At 72.6% G+C, this 26,561-nt stretch carries 18 protein-coding genes; 2 read left to right on the top strand and 16 right to left on the bottom strand.

From position 1 onward, the window contains the following. Positions 1-46 precede the first annotated feature (46 nt). Positions 47-394: a hypothetical protein gene (locus tag ACFQ87_RS05100; RefSeq protein WP_380609184.1), complete on the top strand. Its 348-nt coding sequence runs from the start codon at positions 47-49 to the stop codon at positions 392-394. Positions 395-860: 466 nt separating this feature from the next. On the opposite strand, the gene ACFQ87_RS05105 is transcribed toward ACFQ87_RS05100, so the two are convergent. The 7 genes from ACFQ87_RS05105 to ACFQ87_RS05135 all read right to left on the bottom strand — a co-directional run bounded on the left by ACFQ87_RS05105 (position 861) and on the right by ACFQ87_RS05135 (position 7,420). Beyond that, positions 861-1,433 carry a hypothetical protein gene (locus tag ACFQ87_RS05105; protein WP_380609185.1) on the bottom strand — a complete coding sequence of 191 codons (573 nt, stop codon included), beginning with the start codon at positions 1,431-1,433 and terminating at the stop codon, positions 861-863. A gap of 569 nt (positions 1,434-2,002) precedes the next feature. Beyond that, a complete protein-coding gene (locus ACFQ87_RS05110) occupies positions 2,003-2,203 on the bottom strand; it encodes a hypothetical protein (protein ID WP_380609186.1) in 201 nt (66 codons plus the stop codon). A 103-nt stretch (positions 2,204-2,306) separates the two neighbouring features. After that, positions 2,307-2,747 carry a hypothetical protein gene (locus tag ACFQ87_RS05115; RefSeq protein WP_380609187.1) on the bottom strand — a complete coding sequence of 147 codons (441 nt, stop codon included), beginning with the start codon at positions 2,745-2,747 and terminating at the stop codon, positions 2,307-2,309. A gap of 137 nt (positions 2,748-2,884) precedes the next feature. Further along, on the bottom strand, positions 2,885-4,492 hold the full coding sequence (locus ACFQ87_RS05120) for a multicopper oxidase family protein (RefSeq protein ID WP_380609188.1): 1,608 nt from the start codon (positions 4,490-4,492) through the stop codon (positions 2,885-2,887). Next, positions 4,492-5,244 (bottom strand): TetR/AcrR family transcriptional regulator, encoded by a 753-nt coding sequence (locus tag ACFQ87_RS05125; protein WP_380609189.1) that lies wholly within the window; start codon positions 5,242-5,244, stop codon positions 4,492-4,494. The genes ACFQ87_RS05120 and ACFQ87_RS05125 overlap by 1 nt, the downstream gene beginning before the upstream one ends. An 88-nt stretch (positions 5,245-5,332) precedes the next feature. Beyond that, positions 5,333-6,832 (bottom strand): MFS transporter, encoded by a 1,500-nt coding sequence (locus tag ACFQ87_RS05130; protein ID WP_380609190.1) that lies wholly within the window; start codon positions 6,830-6,832, stop codon positions 5,333-5,335. A 165-nt stretch (positions 6,833-6,997) separates the two neighbouring features. Next, entirely contained in the window at positions 6,998-7,420 is a 423-nt protein-coding gene (locus tag ACFQ87_RS05135) for a DUF3291 domain-containing protein (RefSeq protein WP_380609191.1), read from the bottom strand. A gap of 290 nt (positions 7,421-7,710) precedes the next feature. On the opposite strand from ACFQ87_RS05135, the gene ACFQ87_RS05140 reads away from it, so the two are divergent. Further along, positions 7,711-8,331, top strand: a complete 621-nt coding sequence (locus ACFQ87_RS05140; RefSeq protein ID WP_380609192.1) for a MerR family transcriptional regulator — start codon at positions 7,711-7,713, stop codon at positions 8,329-8,331. Between the two features lie 29 nt (positions 8,332-8,360). Here ACFQ87_RS05140 and ACFQ87_RS05145 read toward each other — a convergent pair whose 3' ends face one another. From ACFQ87_RS05145 to ACFQ87_RS05185, 9 genes are all read right to left on the bottom strand, one after another. Next, positions 8,361-8,537 (bottom strand): hypothetical protein, encoded by a 177-nt coding sequence (locus ACFQ87_RS05145; RefSeq protein WP_380609193.1) that lies wholly within the window; start codon positions 8,535-8,537, stop codon positions 8,361-8,363. 92 nt (positions 8,538-8,629) lie between these two features. Then, the gene (locus ACFQ87_RS05150; protein WP_380609194.1) at positions 8,630-9,022 is read right to left on the bottom strand and encodes a cupin domain-containing protein; all 393 of its coding nucleotides are present in this window, start codon (positions 9,020-9,022) and stop codon (positions 8,630-8,632) included. Positions 9,023-9,072: 50 nt separating this feature from the next. Beyond that, on the bottom strand, positions 9,073-10,389 hold the full coding sequence (locus ACFQ87_RS05155) for an NAD(P)/FAD-dependent oxidoreductase (protein WP_380609195.1): 1,317 nt from the start codon (positions 10,387-10,389) through the stop codon (positions 9,073-9,075). Between the two features lie 11 nt (positions 10,390-10,400). Next, positions 10,401-11,135 carry a 4'-phosphopantetheinyl transferase family protein gene (locus ACFQ87_RS05160; RefSeq protein WP_380609196.1) on the bottom strand — a complete coding sequence of 245 codons (735 nt, stop codon included), beginning with the start codon at positions 11,133-11,135 and terminating at the stop codon, positions 10,401-10,403. A gap of 44 nt (positions 11,136-11,179) precedes the next feature. Continuing rightward, complete coding sequence (locus ACFQ87_RS05165) at positions 11,180-12,973, bottom strand: acyl-CoA dehydrogenase family protein (protein WP_380609197.1); 1,794 nt, start codon at positions 12,971-12,973, stop codon at positions 11,180-11,182. Then, positions 12,973-14,721 carry an acyl-CoA dehydrogenase family protein gene (locus tag ACFQ87_RS05170; RefSeq protein ID WP_380609198.1) on the bottom strand — a complete coding sequence of 583 codons (1,749 nt, stop codon included), beginning with the start codon at positions 14,719-14,721 and terminating at the stop codon, positions 12,973-12,975. The genes ACFQ87_RS05165 and ACFQ87_RS05170 overlap by 1 nt, the downstream gene beginning before the upstream one ends. Continuing rightward, positions 14,718-16,343, bottom strand: coding sequence for a PfaD family polyunsaturated fatty acid/polyketide biosynthesis protein (locus tag ACFQ87_RS05175; RefSeq protein WP_380609199.1), 1,626 nt, complete (start codon positions 16,341-16,343; stop codon positions 14,718-14,720). Before ACFQ87_RS05175 ends, ACFQ87_RS05170 begins: the two co-directional genes overlap by 4 nt. 49 nt (positions 16,344-16,392) lie before the next feature. Next, positions 16,393-23,793 (bottom strand): beta-ketoacyl synthase N-terminal-like domain-containing protein, encoded by a 7,401-nt coding sequence (locus ACFQ87_RS05180; RefSeq protein ID WP_380609200.1) that lies wholly within the window; start codon positions 23,791-23,793, stop codon positions 16,393-16,395. 104 nt (positions 23,794-23,897) lie between these two features. Continuing rightward, positions 23,898-26,561, bottom strand: a 2,664-nt coding sequence (locus ACFQ87_RS05185) for an SDR family NAD(P)-dependent oxidoreductase (protein WP_380609201.1), incomplete at its 5' end; no start/stop codon positions are given.

A 26,561-nucleotide genomic window follows, 5' to 3' on the forward strand; every position in this document is an offset into this window, starting at 1 on the left:
TCGGGGCGGAACCACTTCACGCTGGGGGCCCACCGTGCACCACCTCTTGCCGACGTTCTCCGACGAGGTCACCGCGAAGGTGCTCGTCATCACCTTGACCTTCCTCTCCGACCTGATCCGGCAGGCCGTCGACCAGCGGGCAGCGAAGCGAACGGGCCGTCAGCGGCCCGCCGCCGACCGGCCGTGGCGCGAGGAGCCTGCGCCCAGGCCCTCGAAGCCGTCCCCGCGCCCGGTGCAGCGCCAGCACCGTGGCCGGGCCGGCGAACTGCACCGCGTGAAGGACCGCATCACCCGCCGAGCGGCGCAGCCCGCCCCGGTGGCTCCCGCACGGCCCCTGCCGGCCCCGCGGCGCAGGACTGGCAACCGGACCCGACCGGGCAACCGGCGGTCCTGACCGCGACCGAGGGCTGACCGGTGTCTGCCGGCCAGCCCCCTCCCACCCTGCGCACGGGCTCGGGCGGCCACGCCTCCCGAGCCCTCCGTGTGCCGCCTGGCCAAGGGGTTTCGACAGCCAAGACGCGTGGAGCAGGCGGTGAACGCCCCGGGGAAGTGGGCATTCATGCTGCTCAACAATGCGGCGGCCGGTCGGGAACGACATCAGCTTCCGCGCTCGCGGGGCCGGGAACCGGCTGGGATCTGCACGAGTACCGGCACTCCGGTCTGGCCCACCCTGTCGAGCTCCTGCTCGGAGCCGGCGAAGTGGGCTCGTCGTTCAGCCGGATGCAGTTCCAGCAGGTCGTCCCGAAGGTCCGGACCGTGAGCTGACCGTGAGTGGTCAGGGCGGCCGGTTCGCTTCACCGTCTGACCACCCGCCACCCGGCCCGGCCCGCAGGCTACCGTCCGAGACGCAGCTGGGTCCCTCAGGCCTGGACCGAAATCCCGCCGCCGTTCTGGTGGACCACCGGGTACCAGTCGAGCACCGGGCAGTCCACGGTCAGGAGAGCCTCCAGGCCTGCCAGCCCGTGCGCGCTGAGACGGTCGCAGACGTCCTCCTGGAGGTAGAAGTCGCCTTGGAGCGCATCGCAGTGAATACAGCCGTTGGACAGGTAGCGGCCCATGATGCTGCTGTACCGGATCTTGATCGTCTCGGCGAGGTCCACCCGACCGCCTCGCCGCAAGAGCTTCTGCATCAGCGCAAGCGTGATCTCGTCTCCCGTGTGCAGGGAGTCGAAGCCGCGGGCCGGCTGCTGCGGGTAGAGCCCGACCAGGCATGTCGTGTCCTCGTGGCACTTCCAGCACGTGCGGGTTAGCCCGAGCACCCGCAAGGTCAGGAACCTCGCGGTCAGCGGCGGCCGCGTCTTCGGCAGGTGCAGTTCGAGGTCGGCCGGGTCGAAGTCCTCGGACTCCCACAGTTCGGCGAAGCCGTGGCAGACCATGCACTGCACCGCCCAGGCGTCGTCGGTCTTGCGGAGGAGGCCGCCGCGTTCGAACACCCACACCGAGCATGTCGTGCACCGGTCTGCGTACCGGTTCTGCATCTTCCCCGCCTCGTCGTCCCGCCGCCAGCCCTCAAGCGACCCGGCCGTGTCCAGCCGACACCGTACCCGGCGCCCCTGGCAGGCCCCTGGCCCGGGCCAACACCGGACCTGGTGGGGCCTCTCAGCGTTGAGCGTCCAGGCCGCCGCCCAGCGCGGACGCTCCCTCTAGCGAAGGCGCGGGTTCTGCGGGTCTTGGCGCGCCTGCCGCAGGCGCGGTTGGACCATCTGCTGTTGCACGGGCGGACTCTGGGGCCGGGACCTGTACCTGGTGCCGGTCGCCGGGCTCGGTTCAGCGGTTCGGCGGACCTGGCGGCTCGGGTGGGCTGTTCGCCACGCTGCTGGAGTTGTTCGTGGTGAGCCTGGCGGCCGGCGCGGCGACGCTCGGCGAGTCCGCAGGGGCTGACGGATTGGCGGGGCTGTCGAGTCGTGTTCGGCCGGCCTCGTACACCCCCACCCAATCGAGGCATACCCGGAGGACGGACCACTGGGCCCGCCCTCGCCAACGCGACGACGGGCCCAGGTCTTCACCCCACTCCGGGCCGATGTTGCGGGCCGAGAAGCCCGAAACCTGCGCCCACCAGGGCCCCCGTGGTGGCGTCGAGCTCACGGTGTACCAGCAGCACAGTCACCAGCACGACAGCCACGGCGGCCACCCGCGTGATCTCTACAGCCACACCCGTCGCCCGGCCTGGTACGACTGGCTCAATCTGCACGATCTCGTTCAACAAGAGCTCCCGGCTCAGGGCCGCCGGTGACGGCCAATCAGTGGGGCGGCGCCGCTCCCAGGACCTCCCCCGAGCGCTCACAGCGGGGCGAGGCCGAATCCCCTCACGCGAGCGCAGCCAACTGACCGACTTCATCACCCAGGCCCTGGCCATCGACTCCCACACCCCCCGGCTCTTCCTCGCCCGCGCCCATCCCTGCGCCGAACGACACCTGGTCCTGGTTGCTGAACAGCCACATCACCCCCAACCAGCTCCGCCTCCCCGGCGAGGACTGCAGCATGGCCCTGCCCAGCCCGGCCCGAACCCCTGCAGACCTCCCCGGACTCCGGATCATCCGCGTCAACGAAGCGTCGTACGAGACTCCCCTGGCCTTCGGCATCAACCCGCCCAGCAAAGCAAGGCGGGTGAGCGGCTGGGCACGCTCACCCGCCTGGGCCAGCTCCATGCATAGCTGGATCGTCAGGAGCGTGGGAAGGTCATGCCGAGTGATCAGCTTGCCGAGGACATGACGCGCAGTCAGTTGACTCCGGTCGTCGTAGGCCATGAGTTTTCGGGCGGCAAGCGCACGGATAGCTGGGTTCTCGGTGTCGGACCTGGCGAGGGCAGTAAAGAGGTCCGCGGCTCGAACGCCAGTCCCTCGCCACTCTAGGGTGCCGATTCGCGTGACAGCAGCGATACTGGTCAGCGGACGACGTCGATGTAGCTCATCATGCCGTTGTCCTCGTGGGCCGCGATGTGGCAGTGGAACATCCACTTGCCCGGGTAGTCGGCGAAGGCGACCCGCATCACGACCTTGCCCGGCACGCCGTCGACCGCGTGCGGCACGGGGATGGTGTCCTGCCGGTGGGTGTAGGGCTGGGCCACGCCGTTGACGGACACCACCTGGAAGGCGTTGGTGTGCAGGTGGAAGGGGTGGTCCTCGCCGGAGTGGTTGACAATGGTCCACTCCTCGACCGTGCCGACCTTGGCAGGGGTCGCGAAGACCGAGCTGTCCATCGCGAACTGCTTGCCGTTGATGTAGAAGGTGTTTCCGTCCGCACTCTCGGACAGGTCCAGGGTCCGCTGCTGGGCGATGGGCACCGCGGAGAGGTCGGCCGGGGCGGTGGGGATGGCTCCGGTGACATCCGCCAGCCGGTGTACGGGGTCGCCCGCGACCTTGACCGTGGCGATCTCCGTGTCCGGGTAGGAGTCGCCCTGCGGGCCGTTGCTGTAGGCGGTGGTGCGCAGCGTCGTCTGGGCGGGGTGGGGGCCGGCGGTGACGAGGACGTCGTAGCGCTTGCCGGGGGGCAGCAGCAGGGTGTCGGGGGTGGTGACCTCGGCGACGGGGGTGCCGTCCTCGCCGATGACGGTGAAGTGGTAGCCGTCGAGCCGGAGTTGGTAGAAGATGTCGGCCCCGGCGTTGGCGAGGCGCCACAGCTGGGTCTCGTTCGGCTTCATCGACAGCACCGGCCGCAGCTGGCCGTTGACCAGGCGCACGGTCGGGTTGCCGGAGTTGATCGAGGTGGTGTCGCTGTTCTGCAGGATGTGCCCGCTGGGGTCGAGCTGGACGTCCTTGAGGACGAGGGTGTGCGCCTCGATGTGCCGCAGCGGCTTCGGCAGCAGGGTGCGGTCGTCGCCGACGATGAGGGCGCCGGACAGGCCGGCGAAGACCTGGTTCTCCACGGCGCCGGGCATGCCGGCCATGCCGGCCATGCCGGCCATGCTCCCGGCATCCGGCGCGGGGCAGGTGGTGCCCATCGCGTGGCTGTGGTACCAGAAGGTGCCCTGCGGGTGGTCGCCGGGGACCGCCAGCTTGTACGTGGTGGACTGACCCGGTGCCACGCACAGGAACGGGTCGTCGGACTGCCCCTCCGGGGAGACGTGCAGACCGTGGAAGTGCAGGTTGGTGGCGACCGGCAGGTGGTTGACGAGGTGGATGGTGACGATCGCCCCCGGGGCCACCTTGATGGTTGGCGCGACGAACGCGCCATTGTAGGAGTCGCCGTAGACCTCGCGCCCGGAGACGTCGAACCGGGTACGGGCTGCCCCGAGGTCGATGGTCAGGTGCGGGTCCGTGCCGTCCGTCTCGGCCGAGACCGGGTCGTGGAACGGCAGACCCGCCCGCATGCCCTTCTCCTGGTCGGCCGTCGAGGGCGGCTGCGGAACGTCCGCTGGTGAGGCCGCGATCGCCTCGGCGCCCACGGCGGCCGAGAGCAGGACCGCCACCGCGGTGACGGCGTGGATGGCGCGCCGAGTGCGCCGTATCTGATGCCGGTGGGTGTCGGCAGCGTCTTGGATGTCGCGGGACATCAGGTCTCCGTATTCGTGTTGTCCGTGAGGCTTGGTGGTGCGGGCCACGGCCTGACTTCGCCGACAAGACATGAGTCGGACCCGAGCTGTTGCGTCAACTGCGTTGGAAGACAGTCAAGCTGGAGAAGCCGACCGGCGACCAGCGTGCCGGTGTTGGGCGGTCCCGAGTCACCAGCCGGGTGTAGGGCCGGCGCCCGGTGGAGAGCCGGGCTCGATGGGGTCGTTCGCCGTCGCCCGCGGTCCGGTCCGGCCGGGTGGGCGAGGTCGTCCGGGAGTTCGAGCGAGACGAGCAGGCTGCCGTGTGCCATGTGGGAGAAGAACCGGGCCACAGCCGGCCGCGGCAGTCCGGTGCCCTTGTCCACGATCTCCCAGACCCGCTGCCAGCCCGCGGCCGCCTGGAGGGCGATCTCGCGGTCGCCGCAGGCCGCCGCGCAAACCTGGCTCTGCATCATCGGCAGCTCGGGCTCCTCGATCAGCTCCTCCCAGGCGCGCCACATGGCGTGCATCGCCGCCTCGCCGGCCAGGTCGCGGGCCGCGGTCTCGAACGCTTCCGAGATCCGCTCGAAGCAGTACCGCGAAGCCGCCAGGAAGATCGCCTTCTTGCCTGGGAAGAGCCGGAACAGGTACGGCTGGGAGACTCCGGCGCTGCGCGCGATCACATCGGTCGATGTGCCGTACAACCCCCGTCGGGAGAATTCCCTGACAGCCGCGCGCAACACGGATGCTCTGCGCAGATCAGCAGTCATCCTCATGCGCGCCTCCGCTGGGTGGTCAGGTCTCGGTGAGGTGCGCCGCCCAGCGACGGACGGCGCACCTCATGGGATGGGCCGGGGAAGTGCATCAGACCGACGTCGAGGTCACGGATCGCAGACCGCGGGCCGACTCCCCGTCAGCGGCGGTGCCGGGGGCGTCGGCGGTCGCGACGGACCGCGGCTTGCGCGGGATGCCCAGGGCGCAGAGTCCGCCGACCACCACCACGCAGACGCCGACCCAGGTCGCCGGGTGCAGCCCGTCGACGAACGTCTGCGGGCTGCGGGCGCTGCCGCTGTGCGCGAAGACCGTGCTGAGGACGGCGATGCCGAGCGCGCCGCCGATCTCCCGGACGGTGGCGTTGGCCCCGGAGGCCTTGCCCTGCTGCTCCGGACCGGCCGAGGCGAGCACCACGGAGGCCGTGGGCGCGAAGACGAAGCCCATGCCCGCGCCGCCGAGCAGCATCCCGCCGACCAGGTGGGAGTAGGGGGTGTTCGAGGTGGCCTCCAGGTTGATCCAGGCGAGGCCCACCGCCTGGAGGAACAGGCCCAGCGCCATCAGGCGCCCGCCGCCCACCTTGTCGGTGATGGCCCCGGCGATCGGCGCGATGGCCATCGGCATCAGGGTCCAGGTCAGGGTGAGCACACCGGCCTGGAGGGGGGTCCGGTGCGGCGCGATCTGGAGGTACTGGGAGAGCATGAAGATCGAGCCGAAGACCCCGAAGTACATGCTGGCGGAGACGATGTTGGTCAGCACGAAGGACCGGGAGCGGTAGAGGCTGAGCGGCAGCAGCGGGTGCTTGGCGCGGAGTTGCCAGAGCACGAAGAGGAGCAGCAGCAGCCCGCCGCCGATGAAGGCGCCCAGGATGCGGCCCGACGTCCAGCCGTCCTCCTGGCCGTTGACGATGCCCCAGACCACGGCGACCAGGCCGACGGTGGCCAGCAGCATGCCGAGCAGGTCCAGGTGGGTGTCGGCGACCTTGCTCTCCTTCAGCGCGAAGACCACCAGCGGGATGGCGATGACGCAGACCGGCACGTTGATCCAGAAGATCCACTGCCAGGCGAGGCCGTCCACCACCGCGCCGCCGACCACCGGGCCCAGCGCGATGGCCAGGCCGCTGAAGGCGGACCAGAGGCCCAGTGCCAGGCTGCGACGCTTGGCCGGCACGGCGGCGGCCAGCAGGGTCATCGAGAGCGGCATCACGGCGGAGGCGCCGAAGCCCTCGATGACCCGCCAGAAGATCAGCTCGTTCGCGGTCTCGGAGAGCCCGCAGCCGATCGAGGCGAGCGTGAAGACGGCGATGCCGCCCAGGAAGATCTTCCGCCGGCCGAAGCGGTCGCCCAGCGCGGCTCCGGTGAGCAGCAGGCAGGCGAAGCTCAGCACGTAGGCGTTGACGAACCACTGGAGGTCCTGGGTGCCGGCGTCGAGCTCGATGGCGAGCGTGTGCAGCGCCGTCGACACGACCAGGTTGTCGAGCGCCACCATGAACATGGGCACACTGCAGGCGACGATCGACAGCCAGACCGGGATGTGGCGACCGCCAGCGCCCGCGGGTGGCAGGGCCCCACCCGAGTTATTGGTCATGCTCATGACACTCCTTACTGGAGACCGCCCCGCGGAACCTCCGCGGAACGCGCGGTAGTGCTGGATGAGGACAGGAGGGGGCATCACCGGCGGGCGCCGGCGCCCGGTGGGGCGGGCCCGGGTGCCGTGTAGGGGGGGACAGGGAGCACGGAGTTAGGGGCGGACGCCCGGTCAGCGGCCGGCGCCGCCCCTGGCGGAGTCCAGCCGCGCCTGCTCGGCGAGGCGCCGCTTGGCGTTCTCCCAGGCGATCGGCAACTCCTCCACCGGCGCCTCCCAGAAGGTGAACGTCGAGTCCCGCATGGTGGAGCGCAGGCCGTTCATGATGCTGCGGTGCGGCTCCGCCTTGGCGTAGGCGTAAAGGGCGTCACGCCCCTCCCACGCGGAGAGCGTGAAGAAGGTCCGCTTCAGCGGCTGGGCGATCAGCGAGGCGCCCAACGCGCCCGGTGCAGACCTGACCTGACGCCACGCCGACAACGACTTCAGGAAGAAGCGCGGCACATCGGCGAAGGACCGCACCTCGAAGCGGGATGCCATGACGAACGCTCGAGTGTTCGGCGTGGCCGGGTTCGGAATCGTCCAGGGAAGAGTTGGCACCGTACGCCCGCCTTCATACTTGGTGAGTGACGGTGTCTATATTAGACAGCGTCAGTACCCAATGGCTAGTCAAGTGCGCCGCCAACTTCCAGACCTGGGGCACACACCAGCCCGGGCCCGCCACCGGCGCCCCTGGCGCTCCCGCGCCCGCTCTCGACGGCCGCGGCCGGGCCTCGGCCGGCAGGCCTCGCCCTCCCAGCTGGCGAGTGGCAGTATCTACAGAAAGGACATGGCAGTATCTAGATCGAGACCATGTGGCCGTAGCCGATGCCAGTCGAGGGCAGGACGAATTGCGAATCTCCGAGCTGACCCGCCGCAGCGGGGTCCCGAACGCGACCATCAAGTTCTACCTGCGCGAGGGGCTCCTGCCCCCGGGGCGCGCCACCTCCGCGACCCAGGCCGAGTACAGCGAGGCGCACCTGCGGCGACTGCGGCTGATCAGAGCCCTGATCGGAATCCGCGGACTGAGCGTGAACGCCACCCGGGAGGTGCTGAGCGCGGTCTCCGAGCACGAGGCCGACGTGCACCAGGTACTCGGACTCGTGCTCGGCGCCAGGCCCGTGGACAAGGACGATGAGCCCGACGACGAGCCCGGCATGTCCGACGTGGACGCCCTGGTGGCGCAGATGGGGTGGCAGCTCTCGGAGCACGCCCCTGCCCGGAGCGTGATCGCCGAGACCCTGGAGACGCTGCGCTCGCTCGGCGCGGACTTCAGCTGGCGCACCCTGATCCCGTACGCGGAGCTCGCCCAGCAGACCGCTGCACTGGACCTGGACCAGCTGAGGAACACGGACGACTCGCTCGAACAGGCCGAGCGAGCCGTCCTGCTGACGATCCTGCTGGAGCCGGCCCTGCTGGCGCTGCGCAGGATGGCCCAGGAGCACGAGTCCGCGGTGCGGCACGGCGGCTGACCGCCCCGCGGACGCGGCGGGCGCCGGTATCACCGCTCGACGTCCACCCGCTCGTTCTCCCTGTGCTGCGGTGGCTCCTCCTCACCCGGGTGGACGTCCGGGTGGACTCCCAGCCCCAGGCACAACAACTCCACCAGGTTGAACGTGAGTTGCTGGTGCCGCTCGCTGGCGACCGTCCCCCCTCGGACGGTGTTCCACAGAGCCATGTCCCGTACCTGCCTTTCGGCGCCGGCCGCCGAGCGGACCGGAATCGGAGTGTGACACTGGTCGAGGTGCGGTGGGCCGAACCGGACGAGAGTCAGGCTTTCTCGCCGCCCGGCAGCTCGGCACCGGGCGGGAGCTTGAAGATGGAGAGGTACGTCACCGCGGTGTCCGCGACGAAATCGCTGTGCACCGAGCCGGCCGACGCCGCGAAGACGTCCCCAGTACTCATCGGCACGCCCTGGTTGTGCATGGTCCCGCTGATCACGTAGAGGAACTCGGCGTACTCGTGGACGTGCGGTTCGGTCCGGTAGCCGGGCTGACCCTCGACCAGCGCGATGTGGTAGCCATCGGCCCTGGCCAGGATCTTGGCTCGGGCCTTTCCGCCGGGGCCCCACGGGATCCACCGGATCCCGTCGAACTCGCCGACCCGTGCGATGTCCCAGCCTTCGAGTGACGGCGCCTTCGGCTCCTGGGTCAGCGCCGCCATCGGTTCCTCCAGCGCTTCCTTCGGTGACGGGGTGCCCGACCGGTCGCGGCTCACCGGCCCGGCAGCTCGCGCAGCAGCTGGGCCGCGGCCTCCATGCCGGAGGAGTAGGCCGCCTCGTGCGAGCCGATCTGGTCCCAGTGCAGCGCCTTGGAGTGGAAGTACGAGCCGCAGAGCTTCACCCGGGTGCCCTCGTTGACCCGGTAGATGTCCTTCTGCAGCTCCCGCACCCGCACGTCGATGATCGGGTGGGTGTACGGGAACTCGGCGATCACGGTCTCCGGGTCGACCTCGCCCGGGTAGTCCAGGGTGACGAAGTAGTCCTTCTCCGCGGTGAAGCCGTGCAGCTTGTTCATGTAATACGCCACGTAGGTGCGGGCCTCGCCGCCGTCGACCGCCACCTTGCCGTAGTTCCACGCCTCCCAGCGGCTGCGGTCGCCCGGCATCACCGAGGCGTCGGTGTGCAGGATGACCCGCGAGCCGTTGTAGCGGATCGGGGTGAGCACCTCGCGCTGGCGCTCGCCGGGGTTCTCCAGCAGGGCGAGCGACTCGTCGGCGTGGGCGCCGAGCACCACGTAGTCGAAGGTCTCGCTGCCGCTCGCGGTGGTCACCGTGACCGAGTCGGCGTCCTGGCGGATGCCGATGACCGGCTCGGCGGTGCGCAGCTCGGCGCCGATGGCGGCGATCGCCTTGCGGACGTAGGAGATGGAGCCGCCGCTGACGGTGCGCCAGTCGACCCGGCGGCCGCCGAGGCCGCCCTCGTCGTGGCCCAGGAAGAAGGCGATCACCGTGGCGGCGGGCATCTCCCAGATGAGCTCGGCCGGCACCGACCAGACCGCCGAGGCGAGCAGGATGACGTAGGAGTGGCGGAACTCCTCGCTGTAGCCGCCGCGGTCGAGGTACTCTCCCAGCGGGATGTCGGCGAGCTTGCGCACGAAGTCCTTGCGCCCCTCGGTGTGGAAGCGGTGGGCCTCGCGCCAGATCGTCAGGAACTGCGGGTACTTGTCGCCGTACTTGGCCGCCACCTCCTCCTCGCTCCACTCCAGCTCGCTGGTGCCGTACTCCAGGCCGCTGTCCAGGCCGAAGAAGTTGAAGCCGCCGAGGTGCTGCACGGCGCCCACGCCCAGCTCCTCGAAGAACTGGAAGAGGTTCGGGTAGGCGGGGCGGTTGAAGACGACGAAGGCCGTGTCGATGCCGAGGATCCGGCCGTTCTCCTCGACCTCGACGGTGTTGGCGTGGCCGCCGAGGCGGTCCTCCCGCTCGAAGATGGTGATCTGGGCGTGCTCACGCAGGTGGTAGGCGGCGGAAATCCCGGCGACACCGGCACCGACGACGGCGACGCGGGGGCGGGGGGTGGGGTTCAGCAGCATGGCTGTGTCCTTCACAGTCCGGTGGGAATGGGCGAAAGCTCGGTACAGCGCAGGGCGCCGGGGCGCCCGTGCTCGATGGCGACGGCCAGGACGTGCTCCGGGCCGGGATGCAGCAGGTCGAACCACCAGCGGTCGCCGGCGTCCGCGGGCTGCTCGAAGTCCTCAACGGTGATCCGGCCGGCTGCGGGCCCCCGGAAGCGGAACCCGCCGAGTCCCCGGGTCATCCCGGTGCCCAGGGCCTTGAGGTACGACTCCTTCAGCACCCACAGCTCGCTCAGCCTGGCGTGGCGCGCCGCGGGTTCGAGGGCGGCCAGTTCCGCGCGTTCGGCGGCGGCGAAGTGGCGGCTGAGGTGGCCGGCCGACCCGGGGTCGGCCGGCGCGCGTTCCACGTCCACACCGCAGGCGCGGTCCTGGGTGACCACGCAGGCGATGAGACCGTCGGTGTGCGAGAGGTTGAACCTGACGCCCTCGCACTCCGGTTCCGGCTCGGGCCGGCCGAACTCGCCGAGCCGGAACCGCCAGCCGTCCGGCGGACGGCCGGTGCGGGCGCTGAGCGCGTGGCGGGAGAGCAGCCGCGCGCCCAGGTAGCGGCGCCGGGCGCCGGCGGTGCGCAGCCGCTCGTGCCGGGCCCGCTCCTCGTCGGTGAGCAGCGCGAGCCCGCCCAGTTCGGCGGCGAAGGCGGCCACGGCGTGCTCGGGCAGCAGCCACAGGTCGACCGCGTCGGAGCGGATCGCCCGCCTGGTCACACCGACCTCCTCCCTCACACTGCTCGGTCCTCGGTCATCGGTCGTCAGTCGCGGGCGGCGGACAGGTCGCCGGTGCGCTCCGCGAGCGGGAACTGCCAGTGCGAGAACAGCTGGTTCTCGCGGTACAGGTGGCGCAGCACCCGCATCACCTCGTCGATCACGCCCGGGTCCGTCACCGCCTGGTGCGGGTACCACTGTCGGCGCAACCGTTCGAGCTGGAGCAGCAGCAGCGCACCGCTCGGCAGCGGGTCGTCCAGGGCGCCGTGCGAGTGGACGAAGGTGAGCACGCAGGCGGCCGCGGCGTGCAGCAGGCAGTACTCCTTGGCCAGGTCGAAGAGTTCGGCCGACTGCCCGTACTCCCGGCCCAGTTCGGCCCGCAGCGCGGCGTTGCGCTCGGCCAGCGGACCGGCCTGGGCGAGCAGTTCTTCGGCCACCGCGGCGGCGCGCAGCAGCCGCTCCCGCTCCTCCTCCTTGGCCTCCTCGGCCAGCGCCCGCAGCCGGCGCAGCCCGTCCGGTGCGGCGAGCAGCGCGTCGTCCAGGCCCCGGCTGTGCAACTCCTGCTCCCAGGGCTGGTAGGGCGGCATGGCCCGGTCGATCCCGTAGAGCACGGCCGCCCGTTCGGCGGCGGCGGCCCGGACCTCCTCGCCCGCCCCGGTGGCCGAGGCCAGCAGGCCCTCCAGCTGGCTGCCGAGGTTGCGCAGGTTCACCACCGTGTTGCCGTCGGCGAAGTTGGCCACCAGCAGGTCGCGCAGCATCTTCTGGTAGACGCCGTAGTGCGGGTGGCCGCGCAGGAAGAACCGGGCGCCCAGCACCACGCTGAGCTGCGACATGGTCTGCTCCAGTACGGTCGGCACGAAGTACTTCGCCACCGACGACCAGACGCTGGCCTGCTGCGGCACCACCTGGAGCGCGCGCACCGCGCCCAGGCTGACCGCGTCGCAGACCATCAGGTCCGCGAAGACCTCGGTCAACTGGCGCCTGCTGTACGGGATGTCGCTGACCGCCTTGCCCAGGATCACCCGGCCCTCGGTGAAGTCGAGAGTGAGCCGCAGCCCGGTGTCGACGGCCGACAGCGCGATGCTGCTGATCTGCGCGCGGGCGGTCTGGGTGGCCTTGATCGCGATCTCCAGGCCCTGGCCCTCGGTGCCGACCAGGGCCGAGTCGGGCACGAAGACCTCGTCGACCTCGATTCCGCTGATGTCCATCGCGCGCAGGCCGTGCAGCCGCTCACCGGGCAGCTCGACCACCGAGCCGACCGGCGTCCGGCGCTTCTCCAGCACGAAGATCGAGAAGCCACCGGGGCCGCCGCGCTCACCGGTCCGGGCGAAGACGCACATCCCGTCGGACCGGGTGGCGTTGCCGATCAGCCACTTGCCGCCGGTCAGCAGGTAGCCGCCGTCGACCTTCCGGGCAGTCATCTCGTTCGCCAGCAGGTCGCTGCCGTGGCCGCGCTCGGACAGCCCCCAGGAGAGCCGCAGACCGTGCTTGACGGCCTCCACCACGGCCCGCTTCTGCTCCTCGCTGCCGCCGATCCACACCGGCATGAAGGCGAGGTTGGTGATGATCATCGCGGTGGCGGTGGTCGGGTCCCGGCGGGCGATCAGCCGCACCAGGTTGAACTCGGCCTCCACGTCGCCCGCCCGGCCGCCCTGGGCGGCGGGCAGGGCGTACTCGGGCACGCCCCAGCGGCGCAGGTCGTTGACGAAGGCGTGCGGGTACTGCTCGCGCTCGTCGTGCTCCATGATCTTGGTGAACGGCATCCGGCTGCCCGGGTCGTGCGGGTCGCCGAGATGCGTTTCGAGCCGGGCCGCCAGCGCGGTCAGATCGGCCTTGGGCATCAGGATTCCTCTCGGGTGACGGCGAGCCGGACGGGCAGCGCGGTGAACAACCGGTCACCGTCGCGCAGCGCAGCGACGGCGTCGAGCGCGGGCAGCAGCACGGACCCGTACTGCCGGGGGTCCGTCCCGTCCGCGCGGGCGAGCAGGTAGCCGAGCACCGCACCCAGCCAGCCGGTCGAGCCGGGCTCGGTGCCGTACAGCGAGCGGTGGCGGTTGGCCCGCCACAGCTGGACGCAGCTGGCGGCGGCGTGCAGCCAGCTGTACCGCTCGGCCAGGTCCACCAGCGCGTTCGGGTCGGCGCCGGGCCGCCGGGCCGCCGCGGAGCGCGCGCCGAGCCCGGCCACCGTCTCGGTCAACTGTTCGACCAGAGCGGTGATGCCCGCGGCGGTCGGGTCCGCCGCCGCCTCCTTCGCCAGCTCGTCGGCCGCCTGCGGCAGCCCGTCCAGCACCGGGTCCACGCCCCGGGCGAAGAGGTCCAGCCGGGCCGGGACGTACGGCGGCAGCTCCGCGTCGAGCGTGAAGATCGTCCGCAGCTGTGCCTCGGCCTCCTCGGTGGGCCCGGTGTGGTCGGCGGCCCGCTCGACCAGGGTGGGCAGCTGGCCGGCGAAGGACTTCAGGTTGGCCAGCGCACTGGCATCGATCACCCGCACCACCGTCGAGTCGCGCTGGAGCTTCTGGAACAGCCCGTCGCGCAGCACCGAGCGGGTGGCGAGCACCGAGGCGCAGCGCCGGATCAGGTCGTCCGAGGCGTCGGCCACCACGTGCTTGGCCGCCAGCCCCCAGACGCTGAATACCTCCGGCACCACGTGCACCCCGCGCGCGGCGGACAGCGCCACCGCGTCCGCGGCCAGGAGAGCCGCCGAGGCCACCGCCAACTCGCGGCGGGAGTACGGCGCCTGGGTGAGGACAGTGCGGCCGACCCGGCGGGTCTGCGCGAAGTCCAGAGTCAGGCGCACCGCGGTGTCGGCGCAGCCTAGGCTGCCGGCCATGCTCATCAGCCGGACCGCCTGCTGGGCCTTGACGGCCATCTCCAGCGCCTCGCCGCGCCGGCCGACCAGTGCCCCCTCTGGCACCGGCAGGCCGTCGAAGCGCAGCCGGGCGAAGTCGATGCCGCGCATCCCGCCGGTGCGGGGGGCCGTCAGCCGGGCGAAGTGGTCCGCGGGCAGCTCGGCCGGCTCCAGCAGCACGGCCGAGAAGGCACCCGGGCCGCGCTCGCCGGTGCGGGCGACCACGTAGACCGCCTCGCAGCGCTGGCCGAGGCCCACCATCCACTTCTCGCCGTCCAGCAGCCCGTCCGGGGAGAGCCGGACCTCGCCCGCGAGCAGATCGCTGCCGTGCTCCGCCTCGGTCAGCGCGAAGGCCACGGCGCCGCCGCGGCGCAGGATCTCCGCGGCCCGCCGCTGCTGCTCCTGGCTGCCGTGCAGCTGCAGGCAGGTCGCCGCGATGATGCTGAACATGGTGCCGGGCATCACGTTGACGTCCCGGCGGGCGGCGGCCCGCACCAGGGTCAGGCTGCGGTCGAAGGACTCGAAGGTGCCGCCCCACTCCCGGGGCAGGTAGTTGAGGTGGAAACCGGCCTGGCGCAGCGCCTCGCACAGGTCCTCGGGGAACTCGTCGTGCTCGTCGCGGGCCACGGCCGCCGCGAAGCCGTACGGGTTGGCGGCGTCGGCCGGGTCGCCGAGCAGCAGCTCCAGCGCCTCGGGGGTGAGGGCGGCGGGCCGGTCGGCGCCCGGTGGGGTGGCGCTCACCGGGTGCCCGCCGAGCTGCCCAGGACCGGGGCCTCCAGCGGCACCGGGCGGTAGTCGGCGGCGGGCGCCGGGATGTGCACCCCGGCGTTGCGCAGCTGGGCCAGCCGGGTGTGGAAGGCGGCGCCGCGCATCAGATGGTGGGCCACCTCGGCGACCCGGCGGTTGCCCGGGGTCTTGAGGTAGCTGCCGGTCACCCAGTCGTTGAAGCTGCCCATCGCCGGGCCGGTCCAGATCTGGTAGTCCATGGTGCGGTCCGCCTCGCCGGTGACCGCCCAGCGCGAGGACATCCCCAGGTACCAGCGGAAGACCAGCGCCATCCGGCGCTTGGAGTTGCCCGCCGCGCGGGCCAGCTGCTCGGGGTCGCGCCGCTCGAAGTAGCGCACGCACTCCTGCCAGACGTCCTCCAGCGGCCGCCGGAAGATCTGCTGCTCCAGCTTGCCCCGCTCGGCGGCGGGCAGCGCCTCCAGGCCGTCGTAGGCCTGGTAGAGCTGGTACAGCCGCTGCGCCCGCATCGGGAAGAGGGTGCCCTTCTTGAGCACCTGGAGCTCCACGCCCATCTCGAACATGTCGGCCGCCGGGGCCATCTCGCAGTCGGCGATGCCGGCCTCGGCGAGCAGCGCCTTGGAGGCCGGGGAGGCCCCGGACTCCAGGCAGGACTGGTTGACCGAGCCGGTGACGACGTACGCGGCGCCCATCGCGAAGGCCGCGGCCACCGCCACCGGCGTGCCCAGCCCGCCGGCCGCGCCGACCCGGATCGGCACGGCGTAGCGGTGCTCGCGCTGCACGGTGTCGCGCAGCCGCAGGATCGGCGGGAACAGCGCCGGCAGCGGGCGCCGGTCGGTGTGGCCGCCGGAGTCGGCCTCCACCGTGATGTCGTCCGCCAGCGGGACGTGGTGTGCGAGCGCGGCCTGCTCGGCGGTGATCAGGCCCTGCTCCAGCAGGGTGGTGACCAGGGCGGCCGGGGCCGGGCGCATGAAGCGCTCGGCGGTCTCGGCCCGGGAGACCTTGGCGATCAGCCGGTTCTCGGCCACCACCTGGCCGGCCGCGTCCCGGCGCAGCCCGGCCAGCCGGTAGCGGACCACGTGCGGGGTGAGGCCCATGAAGGCCGAGGCCTCCACGCAGCGCACCCCGTGGCGCAGGAACAGCTCCACCGCCTCCCGCTCCAGCCGGTCCTCGCTGGGGCTGTGGATCAGGTTGACAGCGTACGGCAGTCCCGGGATCTCGGCGGCGAACCGGGCCAGCGCCTTCCCGATCGTCTCGGGCAGCAGCCCGGCCGCGCCGTAGGAGGCCAGGAAGCCCGCCCTGGCCAAGGCGATCACCAGGTCGGCCGAGGCGATCCCGCCCGCCATCGCGCCGGCCATGTACGGCTGCCGGACGCCGTGCGCGGCCTGGAAGGCGGCCGAGCCGAGCCGGTGCGGGGGCAGCGGCGCGGCGGCGGCGAGCAGCGGCAGGCCCTCGCCGCCGACGGCCACCGAGCCGCCGGAGACGACCCCGATGCCCTCGGGGGTGACGACGACGGCACAGTGCTCGTCCAGGTCGGCCAGCACCTGGTAGATCCCAGCCGGGTCGGTGCTCGGGTATCGCTCCCCGTACCAGCGGAGCGGGATGTCGCGGTTGTCCATGGGTCCTCGGTTCTCCATCGGCTGTGCGAGCTCGGGTGGGCGAAGGCGGTCAGGCGCCAGCGCCGGGCCGGACCTCGATGGCCACGTCGGTGAGTTCGTAGATGCGCAGGCCCGGCTTCCACAGGTCCGCGTCGGCGATCACCAGCAGCCGGCCCTCCTCGCGGCGCACCTCCTTGATGTGCGCGTCGAACTGCATCTCGCCGTCGTGGCGCAGGATCTGGCCGCGGTACTTCCAGCTCATCTCGACATCGGTGGCCATCGCGAACCGGGGCCGCTCGATGCCCTCGGCCAGGTTCTGCTCCAGCACGAACAGGCGCAGTGCCTGGAGGACCGCCTCCACGCCGAGCGATCCGGGCATCACCGGGTCGCGGTGGAAGTGGCAGTCGAAGTACCACTCGTCGGGGCGCACCTGGCGCCGGCCGTACAGGTAGCCCCGGCCGTGCCGGCCGCCGTCGGCGACCAGGTCGACCCGGTCGACCAGCGCGAAGTGGCCGCCCGGCAGGTGCAGGTGACCGCCGGTGGGGTCGGTGAAGGCGGGCGCGTCGGCGGGCAGTTCGATCCGGCGCACGCGCTCGGCCGGCACCTGCTCGCGCTCGATCCACGGCGGCAGGTACTCGCCGTTGTCCAGGCCCACCTGGTTGGCCAGCGCCGCGTCGCTGAAGTAGCCGAAGAGCGACTCGCCGGTGTAGAACACCTCGCCGTCGGCGGAGAGTTCGTAGCTGAAGTTCTGCAGCACGGCCCCGGAGACGGCGCTGGTCATCAGCAGCTTGGAGGTGTGCCGGATGGTCTTGCCGCGCAGGTCGATGTCCTTGACCAGGGTGGCCCGCCCGTCCAGGTTGCGGATCGCGTACTTCTCGTCGGGCTTCTTGAGCGTGGCGCCGAGGTAGTAGCCGAGGAAGATGGCCGCCTGGAGGGAGCTCTCCATGTAGACGCAGTTCGGCATGTGCGGGTGGGAGTTCTGCTGGTAGTACCAGGCGTCGGCCGGCGAGTCGTACTCGCAGACCATCACCGAGCCGGGGCTCAGGTCGCCGCGGGTGCCGCTGAGCGACATCACGCGGTCGACGAACTGGAAGTCGCCGTTGGGGATGTAGGGCGCCCGGCTGGTGCGGTAGATGTCGAACTCCGGGCCCATCGCGATGCCGAGGTCGCCCTTGGCGGCGTGCGCCAGGTGCATCTCGTTGATCATGGCGGGCTCGCCGTTGCGGTTGGTCCGGCCGAGGAAGACGGGGAAGCCGCCGACCTCCGGGCGGTAGGGGGTGCCCTCCTTCTCGCGGACCTGCAGGCCGAGGTTGCGCATCCGGATGACCGGCTTGTCGCCGAGGTAGACCAGGATGTCGGCGACCACCGAGGGGCGCGGGAGCAGCGTCAGCTCCATCACCTCGACCTCGTAGCGGATCTCGCTGTGCTCCGGGGTGATCTGGCCGCGGACCTGGACGTCGATCTGCAGGTCGGTCATGCACTGGAACCGGGCGTCGGGCAGCGTCAGGTGCATGCCCTGGTGCAGCAGGTAGATCTGCAGCAGCTGGACCGCGCCCTCGGCCACCAGGGAGCCGGCCAGCACCGGGTCGTCCGGGAAGTGGCAGGCGAAGTACCAGGCGTCCGGCTGGAGATGCTTGACCGCGCTGAGGGTGCCGAGCCCGCGCGGGCCGCCGGTGCGGTCGATGGTCACCTCGTCCACCATCCGCAGCCGCTCGTCCGGCAGCCGCAGCGCCGGGTTGATCCCCGGCGCCTGCGCGTGGTGCGGGCCGAAGACGTCGCCGGGGCGGCCGTGGGCCAGCAACTCCAGGTCAGCGGTGGTCAGGTGGTTCTTCTCGGTGTGGGCGAGCGGCTTGAAGGTGCCCTTGGTGAGCGCGGCGCGAGCGGCCCGCTCCTTTTCGGTGATCACCACGCCGAGCGGGGTGTCCAGCTCGGCCTGCGAGAAGAAGCCGGCGCAGGCGTCCTTCAGCTCCAGGATCAACTCGCCGTCGGCGTAGCAGAGGTAGCTGAAGAAGAAGATGGTGGTGTCGCCCTGGTGCACGAAGCGGTCGATGGAGATGTCGTAGCGCAGCGTCTGGCCGGTACGGGGCAGTGGGCCGTGGAAGATCAGCGAACTGTCCAGCAGCCGGTAGACCCGCTCGCCCTTGTTCCTGAAGTCGATGCCCAGGTAGCTGATCAGCAGCAGGTCGCATTGTCCGGCCTCGACCGTCACCGCCGGCGGCACGCCGCCGTCCACGGCGTACCAGGCGTCCTCGGGCACGTCGTACTCGGTCGTGATGGTGGCGGGCTTGAAGACGCCGGTCTCACCGGACAGCGCGGTGACGCGGGTGACGAAGTGGTACGGCTGGGCGGGCAGCCGCACCCGCTTGGCGTAGGTGTCGATGATCTCGAACTCGGGGCCGAAGACCTTGGCGACCGAGCCGGTGGCGAACTCCAGCAGGTCCGCCTCGTCCCAGATCACGCCGGAGCGCGCGGCCGCGGGGCCGGAGCCGGCGGCGGGGGTGAGCGGGACCGGCGTGTGCACGACCGGCGCGGGGGCGGCGGCCGGGGTCGGCTGCAGCGCGGCGACCGGGGCGGTGGGCTGCGGCACGGCGGCCGGGGCGGGCAGCGCCGGGTGGGCGGCCTCGGGGGCCGGCGCGGGCTGTGCCGGGGCTGGCCGGGCGGCCGCGGGCGCGGTGTCGAGCAGTGCCTCGGCCCGGCTCAGGGTGGCGGTCTGGAGGATGCGCTGCGTCTCCATCGCCACCGAGTGGGTGGCGAGCATCTGCCGGCGCAGCTCCCGGACCAGCTCGGCGGCGGGCCTCGCTCCCGGAGCGGCGGCCGGCACCGCGGCGGCAGGAGCAGCGGCGGCAGCGGGCGCGACCGGAGCCGGGGCCGAAGCCGCGGCGACGGGCCTGGTCGCGGGCAGCAGCCGTTCGGCGGCGGCCTCGGTCGAGACGGCCACCGCGGCCAGCGGGGCCGGGGCAGCCTGGCCCGCGGGCGCTGGCGACGCCCACGGCAGGAAGGTAATCGGATCGCCGTCGAAGGCGATGACCTCCGGGTCGGCGAGAGTCGGGTCGGCGGGCATGAGCGCTGGCTCCTCCGGCGGAACGGACAGGACGGGGACGGCATGCGGACGGGTCTGCGGCAGCAGCCCGGCGGCCGGGGCGGCCGCAGTCAGCCCGCGGGCGATCCGGGCCGGGATCGGGTCGCCGCCGCCCACCCGGAACCGGGTGGCGCGGCCGGTGCGGGCGGCGGAGCGGGCCGAACCGGGCTCCGGATCCTGGCCCAGCAGCGCCATCAGGTCCACCGGCAGGCCGTGGCCGACCAGTCGGGCGACCAGCTGGGCGACGGACTTGGTGGCCGGCACACCGCGGCGGTCGATCGGGACCGCGACGTGCGCCGCGTCGCCGAGCGTGTCGCGCACCCACCGCGAGCAGGTGGCGCTGGGCCCGACCTCGATGAAGTAGCGGAACCCGCGGTCGTAGGCGGTGCGCACCAGGCGCGGGAAGTCGATCGTGGAGCGCAGGGTGTGCGCGATCCGCCGGGCGACCCGCTCGCGGTCCAGGTCGGCCAGCGCCTCGTAGTCGTACGCGCTGAACAGTTGCAGGTCGCCGAAGGACCCGGTCGGGTAGCTGTTGAGCCCGGCAAGGCCGTCGAGCTCCGCGTCCACCACCGGGTTGTGCATGACCACGTTGACCGGGGAGCGCGCCGCCGGGCAGCCCAACTCCGCGATCAGCGCGGCGCACTGGGCCGGGTCGCCGGCGATGACGAGTTCCCCGGGGGTGTTGACGTGGGTGAGGTGGACCCGGTCGTGGCGGGCGAGAGCGTCCCGGACCTGCTCCTCACCGGTGAGCAGCACGAAGGTGGCCCAGATGTCCTTGTCCGGGGTCTGCTCCGGCAGCTGCCACAGCTCGCGCACGGTCCGGCGCGGGCCGCAGAGCCGGTCCTTGAAGATCGGCGTGTCGCTGATCAGGTCGTCCCGGCGGCCGCCGGACTGCCAGCCCCCGGTGGCGAAGAGCATGCTGCTCTCGCCGAGGCTGTAGCCGAAGCCGCCGTGTGCCTGGACGCCCAGCACCTCGCGGACCAGCTCGGTGTAGAGGATGGCGAAGCTGGTGCCGGTGGCGAGCATGAACGGGATGTCCTCGCCCAGCCGTGCCTCCAGCTGCATCAGGTCGCGCCGCTGGGGGGCGACCTGGGTGCGCGGGTAGAGCAGCTCGGCGCGCAGCAGCCGGGCGGGTTCGTCCGCTTGCTCCTCGAACCGGTCCAGCAGGCCGGGGAAGGCCCGGAAGAAGTCCTGGCCGAGCCCCGGGTAGGAGTTGAAGGCGCCGGGGTAGACCAGCGCGACCTTGCCCTCCGGGCCGATCGGACGGGCCGTGAAGAAGGACCCCACCGGCGTGGCCCACTCGCCGCTTTTGGCGAGCGCGGTCGGCAGGTCGCGGGCGGCCAGCTGCAGTTGCAGCCGCAGCTCGGCGGCGTCCGTGCCGACCAGCACCACGCGCAGCTGCTTGCCGGGCATCGCCCGTACCGCCTCGCGGGCGAGCCGGTACGGATCGGCGCCCTGGGCCAGCAGCTCGCGGTGCCGCTCGATCGAGGCGAGCAGTTCGTCCAGCGTGTCGGCGGCGAGCGGCAGCAGCGCGGGGCCGCCGGCCCGCTGCCAGTCGCTCGGGGCGACGGCGCCGCGGGTGGCCTCGGCGGACAGCACCAGGTGGCCGTGGGCCCCGCCGGAGCCGATCAGGTCGAGCGCGGCGTACCGGCGGGCTCCCTTGGCGGCGCGCAGCCACGGCCGGGACGCCTGCGGGACGTATAGCGCGGAGGCGGCGAACGCCTCGGCCAGCTCGGGGGCCGGGCGGCGCCAGGAGCCGGTGCCGGGCAGGTAGCCGTGGTGCAGGCAGAGCACGGTCCGGATCAGTCCGGCCATGGCCGCCGCACACCCGGTGTCGCCGACCTGCGCCTTGGCGCTGCCCAGCGCCACGCTGCCGCCGCCGGCCGGGTAGACCCGGGCCAGCGCGGCGAGTTCGGCCCGGTCGGCGGCGGCGCTGCCGCCGGCGTGCGCCTCCAGGTAACCGATGTCCGCGGCCGTGACCCCGGCCTCGGCCAGCGCGGCCTCGGCCGCCGCCACCAGCGACTCGGTGGCGGCCTCCGGCAGCTCCCCGTCCACCGGCGCGGCGTGCCGCACGGCGACCGCGTCCAGCCGGGCGTAGCTGCGGTGGGCGGGGTTGCCCGGCCGGGTGACCACGACGGCACCGGCGCCCTCGCCGATCCGCCGCCCCTGGCTGCCCTCGCCGAAGGTCAGGCCCGCCTCGGCGACCACTTCGGGCCGCAGCAGCAGGTTCTCCGCCGAGCCGGCCAGGTCCACCGCGCCGACCAGCACCGCCTCGATGTCGGGGTCGAGCAGCAGCAGCCGGGCGATCTCCAGCGCCTCGGCGGTGCCCGAGCCGTCGGAGGAGACGGTGAACGAGGGGCCGGTCAGGTTCCACAGCGAGGAGATCCGGCTCGCCATCACGTTGCCGATGTAGCTGAGCACCTCGTTGGCGACAATCGGGTCGACCACCGCGTCCCGGCCCACCGCGGCGATCGCGGCGAGCTGCTCCTCGGTGAGTTCCAGCCCGGCCCGGTCGAACTCCCGGCGCAGGAAGGCCCCCAGGCCGTGGCGGGTGAGCCGGGCGTGGGTGTAGGGCTCGATCTCCATCGCCACCACCACCGCGATCCGGCGCGGCTCGGGCGTGCTGCGGCCCGGCGGCACCGCGCGGCTGAATCCGGCGTCGTGCAGCGCCTCGTCGGCCACCTTGGTGGCCAGCGCGTGCTGGAGGTTGTAGGTGCGCAGGTCGGCCGGCGGGATCTTGTGGTCCACCGGGTCGATGCCCACGGCGTCCACGAAGGCGCCGTGCGGCAGTGCCTCCGGGCCGACGCCGGCGGCGCGCTCCAGCGAGCCGCCGACGGTCTGCTCCAGGCCGCGCCAGCGCCGCTCGGGCAGCGGGCCCAGCGAGTCGGCACCGGCGTGCACGGCCTGCTCGAAGGCCTCCACCGAGTCGAACGAGCCGAAGTGCGCGCCCAGGCCGATGACGTCGAGGGCGGGCAGTGCGGCCACCGGCTCGGCTTCCGCGGCGTCGGGCTGCGGCTGCGAGTCCGACTGCGGGTCCGCCTGCGGCTGGGAGAGCACCACGTGCGCGTTGGTGCCGCCGAAGCCGAAGGCGGAGACCGCCGCCCGGCGCGGCCCGTCGCCCTGCGGCCACGGCCGCACGGTGCGCACCAGCACCTCGTCGCCGACCCGGCCGTCCTTGGATCGCACCGGCTGGTCCACGCCGATGGTCGGCGGGATGTGCCCGTTCGCCATGGCCAGCACGACCTTGAGCAGGCTGCTCAGTCCGGCCACCGTGAGCAGGTGACCGATGTTGCCCTTGACCGAGCCGATCAGCGGCACCTTGCCCCGCTCGCCGAAGAACGCGGCCACCGACTCGGCCTCGGTGGCGTCCCCGATCGGGGTGCCGGTGGCGTGGCACTCCAGGTAGTCGATGCCCGCCGGGTCGATCCCCGCTCCGGCGTAGGCCAGCTCGTAGGAGTCGAGCTGGCCGCCGCTCTGCGGGACCAGCAGGTGGCGGCCGCTGCCGTCGTTGGACAGGCCGATGCCGTCTACCACGGCGTAGATCCGGTCCCCGTCGCGCACCGCGTCCGCGAGCCGCTTGACCGCGACCATACCCGCGCCCTGGCCGGTGAGGATGCCACCGGACCGGTCGTCGAACGGCTGGCTGAACCCGTCCTCCGGGTAGGCGTGCAGGTCGGAGAAGGAGAGGTGGATCAGGGTGGGGTCCGGGGCGCAGACCCCGCCGGCCAGCACCAGGTCGGCCTGGCCGGCCGCGAGGTGGTCGCAGGCCAGCTTGAGCGCGTACAGGGCGGAGGAGCAGGCGGCGTCCAGGGCGTAGCGGGGGCCGCCGAGCCCGAGGGCGGTGGCGGCCAGGCCGGCCGGGGAGCCGCTGACCCGCAGGTCCTGCGGCTGCAGGCCGTCGCGGTCGACCAGCGCGGTGCCCGGGGCGAGTCCGTCCAGGGCGGGCAGCTGCGCCAGGCGCAGGCCCTCCAGCACCGCCTCCTGCGCGAGCGGGACGCTGACCTTCGCGGAAGTCGGGGTGGGGAAGGAGTAGTTGCCGAGGATCAGCCCGGTGCGGGCCAGCACCTCGGGCCGGTCGGCGTTGCCGCTGTCGCGCAGCGCCTCCCGGGCCACGTGCAGCGACCAGTGGAAGATCCGGTCGAGCCGGGAGAGCCGGTCGGGGTCGAGGAGGTAGCCGGAGGGGTCGAAGTCGAAGTCGGTGACGAAGCCGCCCCGACGGCAGTAGATGCCGTGCTGCGGGTCGGTGTCCCGGGCGTCGAGGGAGGGGCCGAAGACCTCCTCGCCCCCGTCCCGTCGGCTGTCCGTACCGGCGTGGAGGTTCTGCCAGAACTGGGCCGGGGTCTGCGCTCCCGGGAACAGGCAGGAGAGGCCGACGATGGCGTACTTGCTCATCGGAGCTTGGGGTGTCCCTTCTGGGGGCGGTCGGTCCGGCCGGCGGGCGCGATCTTGCGCCGACCGGACCGACCGGGTCTCATCCGTCGGTCGGACGCGGGCGGTCAGCTGCTGACGAACTTGGCCGCCAGCTGGGGAGCCGAGACCACCGAGACACCGTCCAGGCGGGTCAGCACCCGACCGTCGGGGGCGCAGGCGGTGATGGTCAGGGACGCGGCCCCGCTACCGCCGTTGCCCGCGGCCGGCTCGACCACGACCAGGAACGGCTCGCCGTCGGGCAGCGGGTGGTGCAGGTCGGCCCGGCCGACCGAGAGCGGCAGTCCGGCCGTGTCGCGGAAGAGCTTCACCCAGACCAGGCCCGCCTGGAGCAGCAGGTCGGCGGTGCCGGGCGCGAACCGGGAGCCGGCGAAGGCGCCGTCGGCCGGCCGGTGTTCGGGCAGCTCGCACTCCAGGACCAGCCGCTCCTGGGACTCGGCCAGCACCCGGCTCACCCCGCGCAGGGACGGACCGTGGAAGAGGGTGCCGTCGGCGTAGAACCCTGCGGCGTCCCGCCCGCCGCCCAGTGCGGGCAGCTCACCGGCCAGGACCGCCTCGGCCGGCGCGGCCGAGAGGTCGACCACGGCCGCGTAGTGCGGGCGCAGGGCGCCGTCCGCGTCGGTCGAGCGGATCGCCACCTGCATCGCGTCCCCGGCCGGGGTCAGCACCAGGCGGCAGATGTCGGGGTGGCCGCCGTCGAAGACGATCCCCTTCTGCACCGCGAAGTCACGCACCCGCCCCACCGGGACACCGCTGACCCGCTCCGCCGCGCCGATCGCCCAGCCGAGCGCGACCGCTGCCGGGAGCACCGGCTCGCCTCCGATCACGTGGTCGGTCACGATCGGGTCGTCGGCCAGCGAGCCCAGCCGGCGCTCGACGGTGACAGCCGAGGCGGGCACCGCCGCCTCCCGCTCGGAGAGCGGGGTGGTCGGGCCGAGCACGGTCACCACGTCGTCGGCGCGCTCGTCGGCGAACTGCTCGACGAACATCTCCGCACCGGTCCGCACCGGGATCAGGACCAGACCGCGCTCCTCGAAGAGCGCCTTGATCTCCGGGGAGACCATCCCGCTGTCCCAGGCGCCCCAGTTCAGCGAGGTGACCCGGGCCTGCGGGTGGCGCTGCTTCCAGGACGACGCCCAGGCGTTGAGCACCTCGTTGGCCATCGCGTAGTCCGACTGGCCGCGGTTGCCGAAGAACCCGGCCACCGAGGAGAAGAGCACCACGTGGCGCAGCGAGTCGGCGTTCAGCGCGGCCGTGACCGAGCGCAGCCCGGACAGCTTCGGCGCGAGGACCCGCTCGATCTCGGAGGCCTTCTTGTTGGCGATCAGCTGGTCGGCCAGCACTCCGGCGCCGTGCACCAGACCGGTGATCCGCTCCCGGTAGGGGGCGAGGGCGGCGGCGGTGGCGGCCGCGTCGGTGATGTCCACCGGGAGGTACTCGACCTGGCTGCCGGCAGCCCGCACCTCGGCCAGGGTGGCGTTGATCTCGCGGATGCCCACAACGGTGCGGAAGAGCTGCTCGACCCGCTTCGGGGTGGGCTTCTCGCCCGCCGCCTTCAGTCCGGCGGCCGCGGCGGCCTTCAGCGCGGCGTCCGGCACGCCGGCCGCCCAGGTCGGCTCCTCCTCCAGCGGGGTGCGGCCGAGCAGCAGCAGCCCCGGACGGTGCCGGCGGGCCAGCTCGGTCACGCAGGCCGCGGTGATCCCGCGGGCGCCGCCGGTGACCACCAGCAGGTCCTCGGTGCCGAGCGGCGCGGCGACCCGGCCCGGGGCGGTCAGCGGCTGCTCGGCCAGCGTCAGGCCGACCCGCCGGACGCCGTCCCGGCCCACCTGGATCGGCTCGGCCCCGGCCGCGTGCAGCTCCTCCAGGACCGCGGCGGCCGCGGTCGCCGCGTCCAGCCCGGGGGCCAGGTCGACGGCGCGGCAGAACAGCTCGGGAGCCTCCACCGCCAGCGTCTTGACCAGGCCGGCCACGCCACCGGCCGGCGCCGACTCCTCGGCCACACCGTGCAGGCCGAAGGCGCCGTCAAGCCGGGTGACGGTCACGAAGGCGGCCCGGCCGAAGGCCGCGGCGGTGGTCAGCGGCTCGACCACGTACTTGGCCACCAGCAGGGTGTGTGCCAGTCGGCGCACGCCGTCGGCCCAGTCGGTGTCCGGGGTGGTGGTGAGGTCGAGCACCAGGTTGATCCCGTCGACCAGCACCTCCTCGACGCGGGCGGCGAGTTCGGTCACGCCCCAGCTCGACAGGGCGTGGTCCAGCACGCCCGAGGCGCGCTCGGCGACACCGGGCAGGCGCAGCACGTGCACCTTCCAGCCCGCGTCCGCCAGCTGCTCGACGAGGACCGGGGCGAGCTCGCCGCCGTCGTCCACCACGAGCGCGCCGGCGCCCTGCGGGTAGGCCTCGACCAGGCGGTCCGGCTCGGGGAGGGTGACCAGAGCGGCCTGGGCGCGGCCGATTCGGGCGGACCGCTTGGGCTCGGCGGCGGCGGGCTCGACCGTGGCGGCGGCCGGAGCCTGCGCTGCGGCGACGGTGCCCGCGGGCTCGTCCGTCCCGGCCATGAAGTCGACGATGTGACGCAGCGTCCGCAGCTCACCCAGCTGCTCCGGACCGGCGGCGGTGTCGACCGCAAACCGCTCCTGGAGCACACCCATGATCTCGACCCGCTTGATCGAGTCGATCCCCAGATCCGCCTCGACATCCATGTCGAGCTCCAGCATGTCCGCCGGATAACCCGT

It is taken from the genome of Kitasatospora sp. NPDC056531, from assembly GCF_042794375.1.
Taxonomy (GTDB): domain Bacteria; phylum Actinomycetota; class Actinomycetes; order Streptomycetales; family Streptomycetaceae; genus Kitasatospora.